The following is a 17732-nucleotide window of genomic DNA, read 5'->3' as shown; positions in this document are numbered from 1 at the left end:
CCGGCATCCGGGTAGGCTGCGCCCGTGACCCGAACTCCCCGGGTGGTGCGCAACGACTGGTCGCGGGTGCCGGTGCCGCAGCTGGCGGGGTGGCGGCCCACCCTCACGGTGAGCGTCATTGTGCCCGCCTTTCAATGCCAACAGACGCTCGATCTGACGTTGGCGGCGCTCAGCCGGCAGACCTACCCAGCGGAGTTGCTCGAGGTCGTGGTGGTCGACGACGGCTCGGAGCCGGCGCTGGTGTTGCCGCCGCTCCGGCCGGACCGGACGAGGCTGATCCGGCTGGCGGACTCCACGGCCGGTTGGGGGCGGGCCTACGCGCTGGCGCAGGGGGCGGCGCGCAGCTCCGGCGAAATCCTGCACTGGCTCGACGCCGACATGGTGGCCTTCCCGGACCATGTCGCAGCGCAGGCGCGGTGGCACCATCTGCTGCCGTACGCGGTGACGTTGGGGTATAAGCGGTTCGTCGAGCCGGCGGCCGGCGGGTCCTGGCCGGAGCCGGGTGCCGTGGTGGCCGCCTGGGAACGGGCGGCTGCCGGGGAGCTGTTCGGCGGCGACGAGGGCGAGCCGCACACCTACGTCGAACGGTACATCGCGCAGACCGACCAGCTCCGAAGCGCCGACCATCTCGCGTTCCGGATCCACGTCGGCGCGACCGCGGCGCTGCGCCGGGAGCTGTACGACGCGGCTGGCGGGTTCGACGTAGAGCTGCGGCTGGGTGAGGACACCGAGTTCGGCTACCGGCTCGCCCAGGCTGGGGCGGTCTTCGTACCCGAGCCGGCTGCCCGCAGCTGGCATCTGGGGCGTACCCAGGTGATGCGGGCCCGTGCGCAGGTGTCCCGATACAACCAGCCGTTCTTCGCCGACCGGATTCCGTACCCCCGGCACTGGCGCAAGGTGGGCGGCACCAGCTGGTCGGTGCCGTTGGCGGAGGTGGTGGTGCCGGCGACCGACGCGCCATTGGAGCAGGTGCGTGCGGCGGTCGACTCGGTCCTGCGCGGCACCGAGTCCGACGTCCGGGTACACCTGGTGGGTCCGTGGCAACGGCTCGACCGCGGCCGGGTGCGGGTGTTGGTCGATCCGGTTCTCGATCTGCAACTGCTCGCGGCGACCTACCGCGGCGAGCCACGGGTCCGACTGGTGACCGAGCCGCCCGAGGCCGCCTTCCCGGCGCCGTACCTGCTGGAGCTCCCGGCCGCCTACGGCCTCAAGCCGGACGGACTACGGTCGTTGATCGCAGTCGCCGACCGCCATCAGGTCGGCCTCGTCCAGGTGGACACCCCTGGTGCCGGGTCGCCCGCCCGGCTGTGGCGGACGGCCGCGGTGAGCCGGTCGCGGTGGGTGCGGGAGCCGGATGAGTCGTTGGTGGAGGTGGTCAGCGAGGTGTTCGGTCGCCGGGATGCGACGGCCGAGGCTGCCGGCCTGGTCGACCTGACCGGGTGGGCGGCGGCAGAGCTCGCGGCCGGCATCCCGGCGGCGGCCAACGTTGGGCGGCGGGCCCCCCGACTGGCGCCGTCCACCGTAGAGGTTGGGGGTGTCCGCTCCTGGCTGCGGGCGACGGCGGTCGTGGCGTGGCTGGTGGCCCGGCGGATGCGGGAGATGCTGCGGTTCGGCCGGCGGTGACCCGGACGGTGCTAATCCGCCCGGCGGCCGGCGAGCGGTTCGGCCGGTGCCGCCGGGCGGTCGGCGAGCGTGCCGCCAGCTGGGCGCCGCCGCTTCAACATCAGGTCCCGCACCCTGCGCCGTAGCTGCGCGGGGGTCAGCCAGATCTGCAGAAAGGTCAAGTAGTCCAACGCCCCGGGCTGGCCATGACGGCGCGCTTCGCGCAGTAGCGTCCGGAATGCGGTGACGCTGCGGGTGGGGGCGGCCATCGAGCTGATCACACTCATGGTGATCGCTGCGTACGCCCGTCTTGTGAACAACGGCCGGCTGCGCTGCAGCCAGCCGAGCGACTCTTCCCAGGGAGAGTCGAAGGTGATACGAGGCCGATCCTCGTCGGTGTTCCAGATCACGAGCGGTTCGGGTGCGACGATCAGGGCCACGCCGTCGTGCTGGACCGCCCGGAGCGTCCAGTCCAGCTCCTGCAACCTCCGCAGCTCGGGGATGAACGGCACCCGCCGCAGCAGCTCGGTCGGGGTGAGTATGGTGGAGGTCTGGACGAAGCCGTCGCCGTGGAACAGGCCGTGCCGGACCGTGAGATATTCGCTGATCGGCTGGTCGGGGTCGGGTAGCCGCCGGGGGACCACCAGGTCGGCGCGCGGGGTGCGGTTGATCAGCCGGCTCGCCACGATGGGGGTCGGTACGGAGGTCGCGGCAGCGAGCTTCAGCTGGACCGCGAGCTTCTCCGGCAGCCACTCGTCATCATCGTCGAGCAGCGCGGTCCAGGCGGCGCGGGCGAGTCGTACCCCGTGGTTGCGGGCGGTCGGGGCACCTCCGGGAGCGGGCAGCTCCACGGCCCGTACCCGGTGGTCGCGGATCGCGGAGAGCGCCCCGATGGTCTCCTGGTCCGGTCCGTCGACCACCACGATGACCTCGATGTTCGTGACCGTCTGCGCGAGCGCGCCGCGAACCGCGCGGCAGACCAGCGCGGGTCGGGACCGGGTCGGGACGATCACGCTGACTTCCGGGACAGACGCCATGTTGACCTGCCAAGCCGAGTCGTTTGGGCGGTGTCCCGGCGAACGTTAGTGGCGCTGGGCGTCTGGCAGGTGACGAACAGTGATCCAGTCGACGTACAGTCGGGTGCGAGGTCGGCGCGGAATATCCCCCGGCCGGGGCCGGTTGTACTAGATGCAAACGCATGAAATCTCGGTGCAGCTGGAGGGAGCGCGCCATGCAGTTCGGCATCTTCTCGGTGAGTGACATCACCAGCGACCCGGTCTCCGGCTACACGCCGAGCGAGGCCGAGCGGATCGACGCGATCGTCAAGAGCGCACAGCGGGCCGAGGAGGTCGGGCTCGACGTCTTCGCGGTCGGCGAGCACCACAACCCGCCGTTCGTCTCCTCCTCGCCCACCACCCTGCTCGCGTACATCGCAGCCACCACGCAACGGTTGATCCTCACCACCGCTACCACGCTCATCACCACCAACGACCCGGTGCGGATCGCCGAGGAGTACGCGATGCTGCAGCACCTGGCCGGCGGCCGGGTCGACCTGATGCTCGGCCGGGGCAACACCGCGCCGGTGTATCCGTGGTTCGGTCAGGACATCAGTCAAGGGCTCGCGCTGGCGCTGGAGAACTACAACCTGCTACACCAGCTGTGGCGGGATGACGTGGTGGACTGGCAGGGCAGCTTCCGCACCCCGCTGCAGGGCTTCACCTCGACCCCGCGCCCGCTCGACGGGGTGCCCCCGTTCGTGTGGCACGGCTCGATCCGTACCCCGGAGATCGCCGAGCAGGCGGCCTACTACGGCAACGGCTTCTTCGCCAACCACATCTTCTGGCCGAAGGAGCACTACATGCGGCTGATCCGGTTCTACCGGCAGCGGTACGCCCACTATGGCCACGGCACCGAGCAGCAGGCGATCGTCGGGCTGGGCGGCCAGGCATACCTCGCCAAGCGGTCGCAGGACGCCTGGCGGGAGTTCCGGCCGTACTTCAACGAGGCCCCGGTGTACGGGCACGGGCCGTCCATGGAGGAGTTCACCGAGCTGACGCCGCTGTCGGTGGGCAGCCCGCAGGAGGTCATCGACAAGACTCTGACCTTCCGGGAGCACTTCGGTGACTACCAGCGGCAGCTGTTCCTGATCGATCACGCGGGGCTGCCGTTGGGCACCGTCCTCGACCAGATCGAACTGCTCGGGTCCGAGGTGGTCCCGGTGCTGCGTAAGGAGATCGCCGCCCGGCAGGATCCGGCTACTCCGCCGGCCCCGACCCACCAGCGGCTGGTGGCGGCGAAGTACGGCGACCAGCCGGCGCGGCAGCCGCGCCCCAACCCGAACCGGGGGGACAACGTCACCGGCGGCGCGCCGTACCAGGACACCGACGCGTCGGTACGCGCGTCCTACCCGACCCGGTGAGGCCGGCATGAGCACGCTGGCCAACAACGCCTGGGAGGCGCTGCTGCGCGCGCACGCGACGCTGATGAAGGAGTTCGCCGCCGAAGACATCTGGACCGAGGTCTCGATGCGGGAGTACGACGTGCTCTACACGCTGTCGAAGTGCCCGGCGCCGATCCGGCTCGGCGAGCTGCACCGGCATGTGCTGCTGAGCCAGCCGGCGTTGTCCCGGATGGTGGAGCGGCTGGTCTCCCGCGGGCTGGTGCAGCGCAGCGCCGACCCCGGGGACGGCCGCGGGGTGCTGCTGTCGTTGACCGAGGCGGGTCAGGCGCAGCAGCGGCAGGTCGGGCGGCAGCACGCGCGCAGCGTCGCCGCCGCCCTGACCGGGCCGTTGAGCGCCGACGAGCTGACCCAGCTGGCGTCGCTCTGCCGCCGGTTGGCGGCCCAGCCGGCCACCGCCGGTCGCTCGACAAACCAGGAGGACCAGGGACTATGACTACCGAGCCGACCGGCGAGCCGACCTCCCAGTCTGAGGATGCCCCGCTCGCGCTGGTGGTGGTGAGCGCTGGCGCGGGCGATCCGTCGTCGACCCGACTGCTCTCCGAACAGGCCGCTGGCCGGGTCGCGGCGATCGCCGCCGAACGCGGACAGCAGGTGGACACCACCGTGATCGACCTGCGGGAACTAGCGACCGAGATCGCCTCGGCGTTGACCTCGCCGCTGCTCGGGCCGCGGCTGGGCAGCGCGGTCGCCGCGTTGAGTAAGGCCGACGGGATCATCGCCAGCACCCCGGTCTACAAGGCCGGCGCCAGTGGGTTGTTCACCTCGTTCTGGCATGTGCTCGACGACGACCTGGTCATCGGTAAGCCGGTGATCCTGGCCGCCACCGCGGGCACCGCCCGGCACGCGCTCGTCGTCGACGAGCAGCTCCGGCCGCTCTTCGCGTACCTGCGGGCGTTGCCGGTGCCGACGTCGCTGTTCGCCGCGTCGGAGGACTGGAACGACGCCGCGTTGGGTGCCCGGGTCGACCGGGCGGCGCTGGAGCTGGTGCTGCTGATGGCGAGCGGGTTCGCCCGGCAGCTGAAGGAGGAGGGCTGGCGTAGCTACCAGCATCAGTTCGGCAGCGCCGGCGGCACCGAGTACGAGGTGGACCTCGACTCGGACCTGATGCGGCTCGCCGCGGGGGGCGCGCTGCCGCCCCGCGCCTCGGATCGGTGACCGCGCCGGCCCGCAAGCGCCGGATCGCTACGGCAGCGGCGAGGGCTCGCTCATCCTCGGCATCCACCTCGTGCTGCGCGGGCTGGCGCTCACTGCGTAACCACCGGGCGGGCGCCCGGTGTTAGACCGGTCATAGGTATACCTATCGGTGGGAGCGCAGATACCTACCACGACTGGGCGGCGGCCGGCGCGGGAAGTTACCGATTCCGTCCGATGTCATCGCCCGCGCCAGCGGCGACCGTTGGTGACATGACGCTGCTACCCGAACATGCCCAGCTGCTCGCCCAGGTGCACCACCAGGAGCTGGTCGCGGCCGCCCAGTCTTATCGACGTGCCCGCTGGCCGGGGCGATCGTCGAAGATCCGGTGGCGGCACTGGCCCCGCCGCAGCGACCCGGCCTAGTGAGCGTTCCAAGGGCGCAGAGTTGAGCCAGGCAGAAAACCAGCCGTCGATGTCCGCCCCGGTCGGTAATGTTGCCGCCATGCTGGTCTCCCGATCGGGACTGAGCCCGGTGATGGTGGGCCGGGACTCGGAGCTGGCGCAGCTGCGCCGGATCGCCACCGAGGCGACCCAGCCTGCGATCGCCCTGATCGGTGGTGAGCCGGGCATCGGCAAGACCCGGCTCGCCTCGGAGCTGGCGACCTGTGTGCCCCCGGGCACCCGTCGGCTGTTGAGCCAGGCCGACCCCGGCGGCGCCGGCCAGCCGTATCAGCTCGTCCTCGACCTGGTGCCCGACGCCGACGACGAGCTGGTCAAGCAGCTGCGCGCCGCCGACCCGATGCACCGGCCGGCGGCGGCGGTGGCGTTGCTGCGCAGCGTGGTGGGCACCGGCCCGGCGCTGTTGATCGTGGACGATCTGCACTGGGCCGACCCGGAGAGCCTGGCCGTCTTCGAGCAGCTGGAAGAGGTCACCACCGGCCCGTTGCTGCTGGTCGGCACCTACCGCCCGGAGGAGCTCAGCCGCCGCCACCCGCTGGCGGTGCTGCTGGAGCGGCTCGACCGCCGCCGCGGCGTCACCCACCTGCGGCTGACTCGGCTCACCCCGGCCGGCACCGCGAGCTTCCTCGCCGCGGTGTATGGCCGCGCCCCGGGCCGGCGCACCGTCTCGACCCTGCACGACCGCACCGGTGGCAACCCGTTCTTCCTGGAAGAGCTGCTCAAGGCCGCCGGCGACACCGACCTCGATGAGATCGGTCACCAGCCGCTGCCGTGGAATCTCGCCGAGGTGCTGCGCAGCCAACTCGACGGGCTCGCCGACCAGCAACGGCAGGTGGTCGAGGCCGCGGCGGTGCTCGGCAGTCGGGTCTCGTTCGACCTGCTCGCCACGGTCACCGGGCTGGCCGAGTCGACCATGCTCGCCGCGCTAGGTGACCTGGTCCACCGTGGCCTGCTGGTCGAGGTGGAGGAAGACCTGTTCGGGTTCCGGCACACCCTGACCCGGGAGGCGGTCACCGGGGAGATGCTCGGCCGGCAGCGTCGCCGGATCCACGAGGCGGCGTTGGCAGAGTTGCAGGCCAGCCCGGACCCGGATCTGGCGGCGGTCGCAGCCCACGCCCGCGGCGCCGGCCGGTACGACGATCTGATCGACGCGGCCCGCCGGGGAGCCACCGAACGACTCGCCGCCGGCTCGGCGTACGCCGCCCTGATCCTGGCCGAGTTGGGGCTGGCCGAGGCCCCCGACGATTTTCCCCTGCTGGTGTTGGCCGGGGCGGCGGCCTGGCGGGCCGGATACATCGACGACGCCCACCGGCACTCGGCCCGGGCGCTCCGCGCCACCAGCGACGACGGTAGTCGGGTGGCGGCGCTGACCCAGCTGATCCGGGTGGCCTGGGAGCGCGGCGAGCCGACCGAGATGGCCGAATACACAGCCCAGGTGCAGGCGCTCTCCGAGGTGCTGCCGGACGGCAAGATGCGGGCGAAGGCGATGGCGGCGGTCGCCCAGTCGTACATGCTCCGCGGTGAGCACGACCGGGCGGTCGACTGGGCCGACCGGGCCTATGCGGTGGCAGCGCAGCACGACCTCAAGGCGGTTTGCCGGCTGGCGCTGCTGGAGAAGGGCAGCGCGCTGGTGTGCCACCCGGACAGCGCGGAGCAGGGGCAGCGGTTACTCGCTGAGGTCGCCGCGGACTCCGAAGCCGCCGGCTGTTTCCTGGAGGCGGCGCGGGGCTGGCACAACCTGTTCTGGTTCTTACCTGCCGGCGATCCGGCCGCCGCCGAAGTGCTGGAGCGGGCCCGGATCGCCGCCGAGCGCGCTGGCGTCGTCGGCATGGCTTCGGCCGGCTACCCCGAGGGGCTGGCCCAGCTGGCGATCACCGATGGAGACCTCGACGCCGCGATCGGCCTGCTGGAGCGGGTGCAGCGGGTCGACCTGCACGCGGTCAGCACCGACCCGGCCCATGACCCGCCGCTGGCGGTGCCGGCCGGCCCGACCATGGGGGCTTATCTGCGCGGTCGGCTGGCGCAGCTCTACCTTGAGCGGGGTGACCTCGACGCCGCCGAGGCGCTGCTCGCGGACGGGCCGGACGCCCGGCGGTGGCGCACAGTGTCGCGGGGGATCACTTTCCAGCTCGCTTGCCACCGGGGCGACCTGCCGGAGGCGCGGCGGCTGCTGTCGAAGCTGCTGGCGACCCCTGAGGAGCCGCTCGGCGCCAAGGCGTTGCACTGCCAGGTGTCGGCGGCGCTCACCGTCGGCCTGAGCCCGGACGAGCTGCGGCCACTGCAACAGCGGCGCTGCTTGGACCAGAAGGGCCAGAACGACTCCGAGCACCCGCTCCGGCTGCTGATCGAGGCGCAGCTGGCCGAGGCCGAAGGGCGGGTCGAGCGGGCGCTGCCGGACTACCTCGCCGCCGTCGCGGGACGCCACGCGGCGCCCCCCTCCTGCCGGGGCACCGCCGCGGTCGGCGCCGCCCGCTGCCTGCTCCGACTGGGGCAGGTCCAGGCAGCGCGGGAGCAACTGGCGGACGCCGACGCCGCGCTGGCCAAGTGGCCGGGGTGGCGCCGCGACCAGCTGGTCGAGCTTCGTCGCCGGCTCGACCCGGCGCAGGTCGCGGGCGAGGCCGACGACGGTCCGCTCACCGCCCGCGAGCAGGAGGTGGCGGTGCTGATCGGGGAGGGCTTGACCAACGCCGAGATCGCCCGCCGGCTGGTGATCTCCCGCAAGACGGTGGCGGTGCATGTCTCCCACATCCTGGCCAAGCTGGCGATGTCCAGCCGCACCCAGGTCGCTGCCTGGGTGGCCCGGGGTGATGCCGCCGCTGCGTGGGCGGTCACCGGGCCGACCTCGGCCGGCGCGGTCAGCCGCGCAGGCAGCAGCTAGCGCAGACCTTCGGTTTCGGCAGGGTGAAGGCGAGGCAGCAGGTGTGCCTGCGCACCGCCAGCCCCTCCGGCCCGTCGTCGATGCTGACCAGGTTGGTCAGGTCGAGCGCGGAGAGTAGCCGCCCCGCGGTGTCGAGCAGGGTCTCCGCCGAGCCCTCCACGCCACGGATCACCGCGTAGGCGACCGCCGAGGCGAGCGAACCCCACAGCGGCCGGCTGCCCAGCCGCACCCGGTGCTGCACCTCCGTCAACAGCGGATCGAGGTGTGATTCGCGCAACGACGCCCGCAGCACCCCCAGCAGCTCCGACTCCGAGCCGACCACCGTCAGCTCGCCGCCGGCCGCAGCACCCGCCAACGGGTCGTCGGGCAGCACCGCCCAGCGCAGTCGACGCATGCCGACCTGCAGCAACTGCTGCTCGCCGCCGAACCGGAGCTGCACGTCGTCGGGGTGCACCAGCAGCACCCGGCGGGCCACCGCCCAGCCGAGGATCACCGGCAGCGACAGCCAGTACGTGTAGGAACGCCACGCGAGCGCCGCCGCCGCGTGCGGGCTCGCGCCCCACCGGCTCGCCGCGGCACCGAGGAGCCGGTCGAGATCAAGACCGGTGTCGCCGTGGAGTAGGTTGGCCGCTGGCCACCAGTCGACGGCGCCCTCGGGCACCAACAGGCCAGGTGCGAGGCCACGCATACCTTCAGCGCCCTGCCGGCGACGCACGGTTGCGAACGCGGCCTCCACCGGCATCAGCGTCGGCGTGGCTAGCATCATAAGCACTAAGGTTAGCCTAACCGTGTTCTCGGCCGCGACCCGGTTGCGGGAACGCGTGCGGCGACGGAGACTGGAAGCCCCCCGGGAGGCACGCCACAATGACGATCTCCCCGACTGAGCGGAGCGCCGCGACCTTCGCCGCCGTGTTCAGCCGTTGGCGTGCCGACCGCGGCATGACCAAGAAGCGCCTCGCCGCCCAGATGGGTTTCGACCCGTCCTACCTCAGCCATGTCGAGCGCGGCCGGCATCGGCCCACCGCCGACTTCGCCCGCCGGGCCGAGCTGGTGCTCCGTGCCGGCGGGGCGGTCTGGCAGGCGTTCGTCGACTATGACGAAGCTCGCTCAGCCGCCGCGCGGACCCGGCACGGGCTGGTGTCCGAGCATTGGCGGCCACCGGGCCCCGGCCCGGTCGTCGAACAAGAGGTGGCGTCGCTCACCTACCGGGACGGGCGGTACCGCTGCGTGGTGCAGCGCCGGCTGTACAACGCCGGCACCGAACCGCTCAGTCGCTGGCTCAGCCGGATCGCGGTCGACCGTTACCCGCAGGATTCGGAGCAGTCCAACGCCCACCATCGCAGCCACCCGCTCGCCCTGCCGGAGCTGGAGTTCTACGGCCTCTACGGCGACCCCGGCGAGGATCGGGAGCCGATGCGCTGGCGGGCCAAGCACGACCGGGACGCGTTGAAGGAGATCTGGCTGCTCTTCGAGAACGAGGCCCGGCAGTTCCCGCTCTACCCCGGTCAGCGCACCACCATCGAGTACGGCTACACGGTCCGTGATGATCTGTGGGGCCCCTGGTTCCAGCGGGCGATCCGGCTGCCCACCGGCCGGCTGGCGGTCCGGGTCGACCTCCCCACCCCGCCGGAGCCACAGGTGTGGGGAGTGGAGACCTCGTTGTCCACAGGGGAGGCACCGCTGCGTACGCCGGTGAACCGGCGCGCTGAGCCGGGTCGGGCCGTCTTCGAGTGGGAGACCGAAGCGCCGCCGGTTCATGCCCGCTACCGGTTGCAGTGGCGCTTCCGGCCGGAGGCGGGTCGGGGTACGGTCAGCTGAGCGCTCACCCGTACGCGGCGGGTCCGGCGGGCAGCTCAGGCGGCGTCGGCGGTGCGCATGGTCAGGATCCGGACCGTCCGCTCGCCGGGGTGCGGGTCGCGGCCGTGCCAGCAGCGGTAGTTGTCCAGCACCAGGATGTCGCCGGGTTCGAGGGTGAACCGCCGCAGCTCCGGCTCCACCGACCGCACCGTGGCGCGGAACCGGTCCAGCGCGGCGACGATGTAATCCTCCGCCGGGTCGCGCGGCAACGGCGCCGCGCCGTCGTTGCGGCGGACGATGCGCCGCCCAGCGCGGGTGTACTCGACGTGCCGGCCCACCCGCGGGGTCGCCGGCACGCCCCGCATGGTGGCCCACTCGCCGTAGAGGTCCACATCGGTCCCGGTGAGGAAGTCCACCAGCGCCGGGTCGGTGGCCGACAGTTGGTCGACGAACCGGTACGCGTCGGCGATGAACGACTCACCGCCGGTGGCCGACGGCCGTACGCATTGGATCAGCACCGCGTCCTCATCGGGGTCGCGCCGCCGCACCGGCACCCCACCGGCCTGCACCACCACATCGAAGCTGTCGGCGTGCAGGTGCACCGGGCCGCCGTCGCGGGAGGTCCGTTCCCGGTAGGGGAAGAGCTGCCGCAGGTCGCTGCCGTAGAGGTAGGCCGCGGCGACCGCGAGCGCGTCGGCGGTCACCGGCAGCCCGGTCACCACCACCGCGCCGTCGCGCCGCAGCGCCCGCCGTGCCTGCGCCGCCTCGGGGTACGCGTACCGGGCGGGGGTGACGGTGAGGTCGCTGATGGTCGAGGTGGTCATCGGATCATCGCCTTGTCGCTACGTGGATGCTCGCGGTCGGAGTGTTCGGTGGGGGCGGCGCCGAGAACCGGCGGGCGCCGGGAGCGAGCGCCGCAAACGCCGGCGCCAGGAAACAGATGGCCGCGCAGACCAGCAGTACCGCGGTCGCGCCGAAGGTGGCGATCGCGGGGGCGATCAGCGCCAGGCCGATCGGGGCGAGGCCGTAGGAGAGCAGGAAGTCCAGTGAGGAGACTCGGGCCAGTTTGGTGGGCTCGACCTCCCGCTGGGTGGCGGTGAACCACGGCACGTTGAACAGCTCGATGCCCAGCCCCGCCAGGACATACGCCGCGACCACCAGCACCGGGTGGACCGGCAGCAGCAGCGCCAGCGGTGCGAAGCCGTAGCCGGCCAGGGCTGCCAACGCGGCCCAACCCTGGGCGCTGGGTCGCCAGCGGGCGATGAGTACCGCGCCGAGCAGGCCGCCGGCGGTATAGCCGGCGAGCGCGGCGGCGAGCACCACCTCGGTGCCGTACTCGTCCCGGCTGACGATCGGCAACGCGACCGAGGTGGCCGAGTAGCCGGTGGTGATGACGGCGGTGAGGGCGGCCAGGCCGGCGAGGAACCAGGGGTGCCGGCGGGCCTCGCGCACCCCGTCGGCGAATTCGGTGAGCAGCGATGTCGGTGGCCGGGGCCCGGTGGGGGTGGGTGAGAGCCCGGGGGGTGGCAGCAGGCCGGCGCAGAGCCACAGCAGCGCCGTGCCGAGCAGCATCGCCTCGACCCCCATCAGCAGGCCGAGTAGCACCGCTAGCCCCGGCGCGATGAAGGTGGTGAGCCGGACCGCCAGCGACATCGCGGCGTTGACCGCCTGGCGGCGCTCCGGCGCCACGATCTCGGCGGTGAGCGCCTGGAACGCCGGTCGGCAGGCGCCCTGGCCGGCGCCGACGACGACCGCGGCCACCGCCATCAGCGCGACCGAACGGCCGAGGCCGAGGAACATCACCGGGGTGGCGGCGCCGGCGGCGATCCCCGCCCACAGCACCGTGCCGCGGCGGGAGTAACGGTCGGCGAGCACGCCGCTGATCGGCACCGCGACCAGGAACCCCACGGTACGGGTGGCGAGTACGATGCCGAGGCCGGTGGCGCTGAGCGTGCCGTCGACGACCGCGAGCCCGAGTAGGAAGGGCAGCGCCCAGGTGGCGAGTCCGGAGGCGGTGGTGCCGGTCCAGAGCCGGAGGACGGCGGGGGTCAGCAGGATCGGCCGCTGCCGGGGCGGAACCGCCTCGGCAGTCGAGGGTGTGCTCACCTGGTGGTACCTCCGGGCAACTGTTGCGCCAACCTAGTAGATGCTAATGAATTGCAATAAGGTGGCGTGGGCGGGGTGCCGGCGGCGGGAGCGGCTCGACCACCGCCCCGCCGATACTGCTAAAAATGATATTCATATTGTGAGAGGACGGCCCACCCCGATGCCCCACCCCTCCCGGGCGCTCGTACGCCGGCACGCCCACCGGGTCAGCGCAGCCCTGCTGGCCACCGTCGTCCTGGCCGCCGGTGCCGCCTGCGGCACCGAGCCCGACCCCGATCCCGGCGGTGCCGGCGAGTACCCGATGACCGTGACGAACTGCGGCCGGGACGTCGTCATCGAGCAGCCACCGGAACGGATCCTCGCCCTCGGCGGTGAAGCCGCCGCCATGCTGTGGGCCGCCGGCGGGGTAGACCGGATCAGCACCTTCGGCCCGGTCGACGGCGAACCGCTCGGCGCCGCCGCCGACGACCTCGCCGACCTCCCGACCATCGACGTCCCCGGCTCCGGCGAGATCAGCCGGGAGAGCATCATCGGCGAGCAGCCGGACCTGGTGGTCACCTTCGGTCTGAACGCCACCTCCCCCGAGGAGTTGGCCGACGCCGGCATCCCCAGCTTGATCATCTCCGGCCGGTGTGACGATGCCGGCGCCGGCCAGGACGCCGCCGACTACTCCGCCCTGGCCGCGGTGTACGACGACATCACCACCTACGGGCAGCTGCTCGGCACCGAGGAGCAGGCGCAGACGGCGATCGAAGAGCTCCAGGCCCGGGTCGACGCGGTCGCCGCACAGGTCGAAGGTGACAGTGCCCGCCCCGGCGCCGCGCTCTTCGTCAGCGGCGCCGACAGCGCCCTCGGCGCCTACGGCGGGCTCAGCATGGTGCACGAGCAGCTGGGGATCCTGGGCTTCCAGAACGTCTTCGGTGACACCGCGCAGCGCTACTTCGAACCCAGCGTGGAAGCCTTGATCGACGCTCAGCCCGAGGTCATCATCGCCCTCTACCAGGCGAGCGACAACTCTGCCGAGACCGCCGAGGCGGCGCTGGCCGACCGGGGCGAACTCGAAGACATCCCCGCCGTCGCCGACGACCGGGTGCTGGCGATCGACTTCTTCTACACCGGCAACAGCATCATCGCAGTGGACGGGCTGGAGCAGCTCGCCGAGCAGCTGCGGAGCCTGACCTGACTCGTACCCTCACCGAACCCGGGCGGGTGAGCGCCGACGACCTGGACCGGGGCGCCCGGATCTGGCGTACCTTGGCCTGGGTCGGCGGCCTCACCGCCCTGCTGGTGGTCAGCGTCCCGGTGGCGATCGGTCTCGGGCCGGTGGCGATCCCACCGGACACGGTGGCCCGGATCATCGCCCACCAGCTGTTCGGCTCGCCCGACATCAGCTGGGACGGCTCCGAACAGAGCATCGTCTGGCTGGTCCGGGTGCCCCGGGTGCTGCTCGCCGCGGTCGTGGGCGCCGCGTTGGCGATCTGCGGGGTGGCGCTGCAAGCGGTGGTCCGCAACGTTCTCGCCGAACCGTACCTGCTGGGGGTCAGCGCCGGCGCCGCCACCGGCGCCTCGCTCACCATCCTGTTCGGAGTGGGCGCGGCGCTGGGGGCGATCTCGTTGACCGGCAGCGCTTTTCTAGGGGCGCTCGCCGCCACCGCGCTGGTGTTCGCGCTGGCCGGCCGCGGCGGCGGGCTCACCTCGATCCGGCTGTTGCTGGCCGGCGTCGCCGTCGGCTACGTCCTGAACGCGCTCACCAGCTTCCTCATCTTCGCCTCGGACACCCCGGAGGGCGCCCGGGCGATCCTGTTCTGGCTGCTGGGTTCGCTGACCCGGGCCAACTGGCTGGCGGTCTGGGTGGCCGGACTGGTCACTGTGGTCGCCTTTCTGGTATTTGTCCTGTGGGGACGCCGGTTGGACGCGTTGACGCTCGGCGACGACACCGCACACGCGTTCGGCAGCCCACCGGTCCGGCTGCGGATCCAGGTGCTGCTGGTGGTGACGCTCTGCGTCGGCGCCGCGGTGGCGGTCTCCGGCGGCATCGGCTTCGTCGGCCTGGTCGTCCCCCATGTGGCCCGGCTGCTGGTCGGCAGCGTCCACCGGCGACTGTTGCCGGTCGCGGCGCTACTCGGAGCCACCTTCCTGATCTGGGCCGACGTGCTCGCCCGGACCGCGTTCGTACCCCGGGAACTGCCGCTGGGCATCGTCACCGCGCTGGTCGGGGCGCCATTCCTGCTGTTGCTGGTGCGGCGGTTGCAGGCGGCGGCGTGAAGGAGCGGGCACGATGATCAACGCCTCGGATGTCACCTTCGCCTACGATGGCACCCCGGTGCTGGCCGGTGTGGGCCTGACCGCCCACGCGGGTGGGGTGGTGGGGCTGATCGGGCCCAACGGCAGCGGCAAGACCACCCTGCTGCGCATCCTGTACGCGGCGTTGGTGCCCAGCGGCGGCACGGTGCTCGTCGACGATCGGCCGGTCGGCTCGCTGACCGGTCGGCAGTTGCCGCAGCAGATCGCGGTCGTCGCTCAGGAGGCACCATCCGAGTTGCCGGTCACCGTCGCCGACATGGTGCTGCTGGGCCGGGCTCCCCACCGGTCGGCGTTGCAGGCCTACCGCACCGAGGACCACCGGATCGCGGCGGCCGCGCTGCACCGGGTCGGCCTGCGCGAGCTTGCCGACCGGGCGTTCCACACGCTCTCCGGCGGCGAGAAGCAACGGACCCTGATCGCCCGGGCGATCGCCCAACAGGCGGGCCACCTGCTGCTCGACGAACCCACCAACCATCTCGACGTCCGCTACCAGCATGAGGTCCTGCAGCTGGTACGCGAGCTTAGGATCACGACCGTGGTGGTGCTGCACGACCTGAACCTGGCGGCCCGCTACTGCGACCAGCTGGTGCTGCTCGACCGGGGCAGCGTTGTCGCGGCCGGCCCGGTCGCCGAGGTGTTGACCCCGGCGGTCCTCGAGCCGGTCTACCGGATCTCGGTCCGCACCGTCCTCGACGACGACTGCGTCCAGCTGGTCTTCCGGCCGCAACCGGCCGTTGACTGAATCCCCACCCCGTACGCCGACATCGGGAGCATTTCTCCGATTTGCTGCTGTTGAGCGGCGTGCGCCGGTAGAGTCATTGATGCCCCTCATGGTCAGTTTCGGCGCTGCCGGGGAGGAGAACGATGCCTGCATGGCGGTGGTGGCTTCTGTCAATGTTGATACCGACGGTGCTGGCGGTGCCCGCCCCGGGCCACGCCGCCCCGCGGTCGACAACGGCGCCACCGCCGACGGCCATCGTCGGTGAGCCGGTCGGGTCGGCGCCGGCCGCCGGGGCGGGCCTGGTCGTCGCGGATGGGGATCACCGTCCGGTGCCGGACCTCGACCGCCGGGACCGGCGGGACGATCGGCACGAACGGGACCACCGGGACCACCGGCACCACCGGGACGGGCGTGACCACCATCATCCCCGGGACGCATTCGTAGCGCTGCTGATCGCGGCCATCATCGCGGCCCTCCTGGTGTGCCGCAAAAAGCCGGCCTAGCCCGCTCATCTCAGCTCCCCGGGCCGTCTGACGATCTTGGAGCGTGAGCATGAGCGGGCCGGCCGAGGTGCCGCTTCGTGCCCTACGAGAGCTGCGAGCACAAACGGTGCAGCGAGAGCTCGACCTTCTTACCGGCTTGCCCATTGTCGTCCACCTGGTGCCCAGAGTCGGAGCGGTCACGCCGTCACGTACGCGTTTGTCAGCTCGTGACATGCTGTGGTAGCAATCCCCGGGGTTTGTCGGGGGTGATCCGGCAGTTCGGATTTGCTAAGTGTGCTCCCCACTGATGTGGGGGTCTCGTACGCCCTGGCGGAGCAGGGACACCTCTCAGCCAGGGCGTACGTTCGGCTATAGGCGAATTAAGATAATGATCAGTATCAGGATTATCGGGGTAAGTGTTCCAGCTTCGGGCATGTTCATCGCAAACCGGATATTCAGCGTCCTAGTCATCTTCTCCGTGATCTCTAACGCAGTACGGATTTTGAACGAGAGCGTAACCTTACCATCGTCCCCTCCATGCCCGCGTGTCTACTCTGGTCACGAAGGCGCTCTCTGTCTAGTTTGAGGGCTTTGGGAGGATTTGGCATCCTCGGCGTCTGAATCGCGTGCGCGGGGGGAAGCAGGGCGAGCAGGGCGGGATCGCCCCAGCGTGCGCCCCATGACCGGATCACTCCCGCGTGCGCGGGGAAGACCCAGGGGGAGGGGCGCGAACCTGCTGGACACAGGGATCACCCCCGCGCGCGCGGGGACGATGGCGACGTAGTGGGCCAGCTTCGTCTACTCCGCGGATCACCCCCGGCGTGCGCGGGGAAGACTCCACATTCTCCACATCGGCCCGGTGATGCGGCGGATCACCCCCGCGTGCACGGGAAAGGCTGGCGAGGTCACTCATGGTCTGCTCCTGTCTCCGGATCACCCCCGCGTGCGCGGGGAAGACGAGTTGCCGGGCAAGCCACACCTGCCGGCGTGCGGATCACCCCCGCGTGCGCGGGGAAGACTGCGACGCGGAGCGGTGGGGCGGCCAGATCGACGGATCACCCCCGCGTGCGCTGGGAAGACTCTGCCTTAGCCATCCCCGTTACCTCCCTGAATGGACCACTCCCGCGTGCGCGGGGAAGACGACACTCCGGTTACGCTGGCGGACCGGGAAACCGGATCACCCCCGCGTGCGCGGGGAAGACGGCGTGCGGGGTGAGGGCGCAGACTCGGGCCAGGGATCACCCCCGCGTGCGCGGGGAAGACACCGCGTTCCGCTCCGTCTTAGTGATCCGCAGAGGATCACCCCCGCGTGCGCGGGGAAGACCAGGTGCCGCAGTGTTGAGGCGGCGGTATGCAGCGGATCACCCCCGCGTGCGCGGGGAAGACCCTGTGGCGGGGCTTGTGGGAAACGCTGTTGGGGGATCACCCCCGCGTGCGCGGGGAAGACGGGGCTGGACGATGCGTCCGACAGCCTGAACTGGGGATCACCCCCGCGTGCGCGGGGAAGACTTGACGGCCTGGTCGTCATCGCTTCCATCTCCCGGATCACCCCCGCGTGCGCGGGGAAGACAGCCAGGATCGGCCCGACATAGCCCGCCATCAGGGATCACCCCCGCGTGCGCGGGGAAGACGCCCATGAGGCGGTACACGGTGAGGTGCGGGAGGGATCACCCCCGCGTGCGCGGGGAAGACGCGCTGCTCAAGTGGGCGCTGGGCGGGTACGAGGGATCACCCCCGCGTGCGCGGGGAAGACGGTAGAGCACCAGGTCTCCGGCAGCGGCCCCCAGG

Annotated in this window: 14 protein-coding genes, 1 pseudogene and 1 CRISPR repeat array (1 of these 16 running past the window's edge); of the genes and pseudogenes, 11 read left to right on the top strand and 4 right to left on the bottom strand. The window is 71.6% G+C overall.

Annotated features, from left to right (window positions below; genetic code table 11):
• The first annotated feature begins 24 nt into the window (after positions 1-24).
• A complete protein-coding gene (locus JQS43_RS23620) occupies positions 25-1623 on the top strand; it encodes a glycosyltransferase (RefSeq protein WP_239676558.1) in 1599 nt (532 codons plus the stop codon).
• A gap of 11 nt (positions 1624-1634) precedes the next feature.
• Here JQS43_RS23620 and JQS43_RS23615 read toward each other — a convergent pair whose 3' ends face one another.
• Positions 1635-2639 carry a glycosyltransferase family 2 protein gene (locus JQS43_RS23615; protein WP_239676557.1) on the bottom strand — a complete coding sequence of 335 codons (1005 nt, stop codon included), beginning with the start codon at positions 2637-2639 and terminating at the stop codon, positions 1635-1637.
• Between the two features lie 194 nt (positions 2640-2833).
• Between JQS43_RS23615 and JQS43_RS23610 the strand changes: the two genes are divergently transcribed.
• The 5 genes from JQS43_RS23610 (at position 2834) to JQS43_RS23590 (ending at position 8534) form a co-directional block, all read left to right on the top strand.
• A complete protein-coding gene (locus tag JQS43_RS23610; protein ID WP_239676556.1) occupies positions 2834-4021 on the top strand; it encodes an LLM class flavin-dependent oxidoreductase in 1188 nt (395 codons plus the stop codon).
• 7 nt (positions 4022-4028) lie between these two features.
• Positions 4029-4496, top strand: a complete 468-nt coding sequence (locus tag JQS43_RS23605) for a MarR family winged helix-turn-helix transcriptional regulator (protein ID WP_239676555.1) — start codon at positions 4029-4031, stop codon at positions 4494-4496.
• Positions 4493-5218: a CE1759 family FMN reductase gene (locus JQS43_RS23600; protein ID WP_239676554.1), complete on the top strand. Its 726-nt coding sequence runs from the start codon at positions 4493-4495 to the stop codon at positions 5216-5218. The genes JQS43_RS23605 and JQS43_RS23600 overlap by 4 nt, the downstream gene beginning before the upstream one ends.
• Positions 5219-5467: 249 nt before the next feature.
• A complete protein-coding gene (locus tag JQS43_RS23595) occupies positions 5468-5620 on the top strand; it encodes a hypothetical protein (protein ID WP_239676553.1) in 153 nt (50 codons plus the stop codon).
• A 79-nt stretch (positions 5621-5699) separates the two neighbouring features.
• Entirely contained in the window at positions 5700-8534 is a 2835-nt protein-coding gene (locus tag JQS43_RS23590) for a helix-turn-helix transcriptional regulator (protein ID WP_239676552.1), read from the top strand.
• Here the strand turns inward: JQS43_RS23590 and JQS43_RS23585 are convergent.
• Positions 8512-9300, bottom strand: coding sequence for a hypothetical protein (locus JQS43_RS23585; protein WP_239676551.1), 789 nt, complete (start codon positions 9298-9300; stop codon positions 8512-8514). The genes JQS43_RS23590 and JQS43_RS23585 overlap by 23 nt on opposite strands.
• Before the next feature lie 98 nt (positions 9301-9398).
• On the opposite strand from JQS43_RS23585, the pseudogene JQS43_RS23580 reads away from it, so the two are divergent.
• Positions 9399-10322 (top strand): annotated as a pseudogene (locus JQS43_RS23580) (helix-turn-helix domain-containing protein); the annotation flags it as partial.
• Between the two features lie 65 nt (positions 10323-10387).
• Here JQS43_RS23580 and JQS43_RS23575 read toward each other — a convergent pair.
• Both JQS43_RS23575 and JQS43_RS23570 read right to left on the bottom strand, forming a co-directional pair.
• The gene (locus JQS43_RS23575) at positions 10388-11155 is read right to left on the bottom strand and encodes a TauD/TfdA family dioxygenase (RefSeq protein WP_239676549.1); all 768 of its coding nucleotides are present in this window, start codon (positions 11153-11155) and stop codon (positions 10388-10390) included.
• 4 nt (positions 11156-11159) lie between these two features.
• Positions 11160-12437 (bottom strand): MFS transporter, encoded by a 1278-nt coding sequence (locus JQS43_RS23570; protein ID WP_239676548.1) that lies wholly within the window; start codon positions 12435-12437, stop codon positions 11160-11162.
• 160 nt (positions 12438-12597) lie between these two features.
• Here JQS43_RS23570 and JQS43_RS23565 point away from each other — a divergent pair, with 160 nt between their 5' ends.
• The 4 genes from JQS43_RS23565 to JQS43_RS23550 all read left to right on the top strand — a co-directional run bounded on the left by JQS43_RS23565 (position 12598) and on the right by JQS43_RS23550 (position 15965).
• The gene (locus JQS43_RS23565; protein ID WP_239676547.1) at positions 12598-13620 is read left to right on the top strand and encodes an ABC transporter substrate-binding protein; all 1023 of its coding nucleotides are present in this window, start codon (positions 12598-12600) and stop codon (positions 13618-13620) included.
• Between the two features lie 26 nt (positions 13621-13646).
• Positions 13647-14702 (top strand): FecCD family ABC transporter permease, encoded by a 1056-nt coding sequence (locus JQS43_RS23560; RefSeq protein ID WP_239676546.1) that lies wholly within the window; start codon positions 13647-13649, stop codon positions 14700-14702.
• Positions 14703-14715: 13 nt separating this feature from the next.
• Positions 14716-15483: an ABC transporter ATP-binding protein gene (locus JQS43_RS23555; protein WP_239676545.1), complete on the top strand. Its 768-nt coding sequence runs from the start codon at positions 14716-14718 to the stop codon at positions 15481-15483.
• A 152-nt stretch (positions 15484-15635) separates the two neighbouring features.
• Positions 15636-15965, top strand: coding sequence for a hypothetical protein (locus JQS43_RS23550; RefSeq protein WP_239676544.1), 330 nt, complete (start codon positions 15636-15638; stop codon positions 15963-15965).
• Between the two features lie 847 nt (positions 15966-16812).
• Positions 16813-17732: direct repeats of the CRISPR family, unit length 28 nt; unit sequence GGATCACCCCCGCGTGCGCGGGGAAGAC; it runs 1551 nt beyond the window's last position.

The organism is Natronosporangium hydrolyticum (assembly GCF_016925615.1).
In the GTDB taxonomy this organism is placed as follows: domain Bacteria; phylum Actinomycetota; class Actinomycetes; order Mycobacteriales; family Micromonosporaceae; genus Natronosporangium; species Natronosporangium hydrolyticum.
The sequence above is the reverse complement of the archived record's forward strand: the minus strand, read 5'-3'. Positions and strand labels throughout refer to the sequence as shown.

Bases quoted from the DNA above. Each gene is read 5' to 3' on its own strand.
- JQS43_RS23615 (WP_239676557.1), bottom strand. From the start codon at position 2,639: ATGGCGTCTGTCCCGGAAGTCAGCGTGATCGTCCCGACCCGGTCCCGA.
- JQS43_RS23565 (WP_239676547.1), top strand. From the start codon at position 12,598: ATGCCCCACCCCTCCCGGGCGCTCGTACGCCGGCACGCCCACCGGGTC.
- JQS43_RS23605 (WP_239676555.1), top strand. From the start codon at position 4,029: ATGAGCACGCTGGCCAACAACGCCTGGGAGGCGCTGCTGCGCGCGCAC.
- JQS43_RS23595 (WP_239676553.1), top strand. From the start codon at position 5,468: ATGACGCTGCTACCCGAACATGCCCAGCTGCTCGCCCAGGTGCACCAC.
- JQS43_RS23585 (WP_239676551.1), bottom strand. From the start codon at position 9,300: ATGATGCTAGCCACGCCGACGCTGATGCCGGTGGAGGCCGCGTTCGCA.
- JQS43_RS23590 (WP_239676552.1), top strand. From the start codon at position 5,700: ATGCTGGTCTCCCGATCGGGACTGAGCCCGGTGATGGTGGGCCGGGAC.
- JQS43_RS23610 (WP_239676556.1), top strand. From the start codon at position 2,834: ATGCAGTTCGGCATCTTCTCGGTGAGTGACATCACCAGCGACCCGGTC.
- JQS43_RS23600 (WP_239676554.1), top strand. From the start codon at position 4,493: ATGACTACCGAGCCGACCGGCGAGCCGACCTCCCAGTCTGAGGATGCC.
- JQS43_RS23575 (WP_239676549.1), bottom strand. From the start codon at position 11,155: ATGACCACCTCGACCATCAGCGACCTCACCGTCACCCCCGCCCGGTAC.
- JQS43_RS23555 (WP_239676545.1), top strand. From the start codon at position 14,716: ATGATCAACGCCTCGGATGTCACCTTCGCCTACGATGGCACCCCGGTG.
- JQS43_RS23550 (WP_239676544.1), top strand. From the start codon at position 15,636: ATGTTGATACCGACGGTGCTGGCGGTGCCCGCCCCGGGCCACGCCGCC.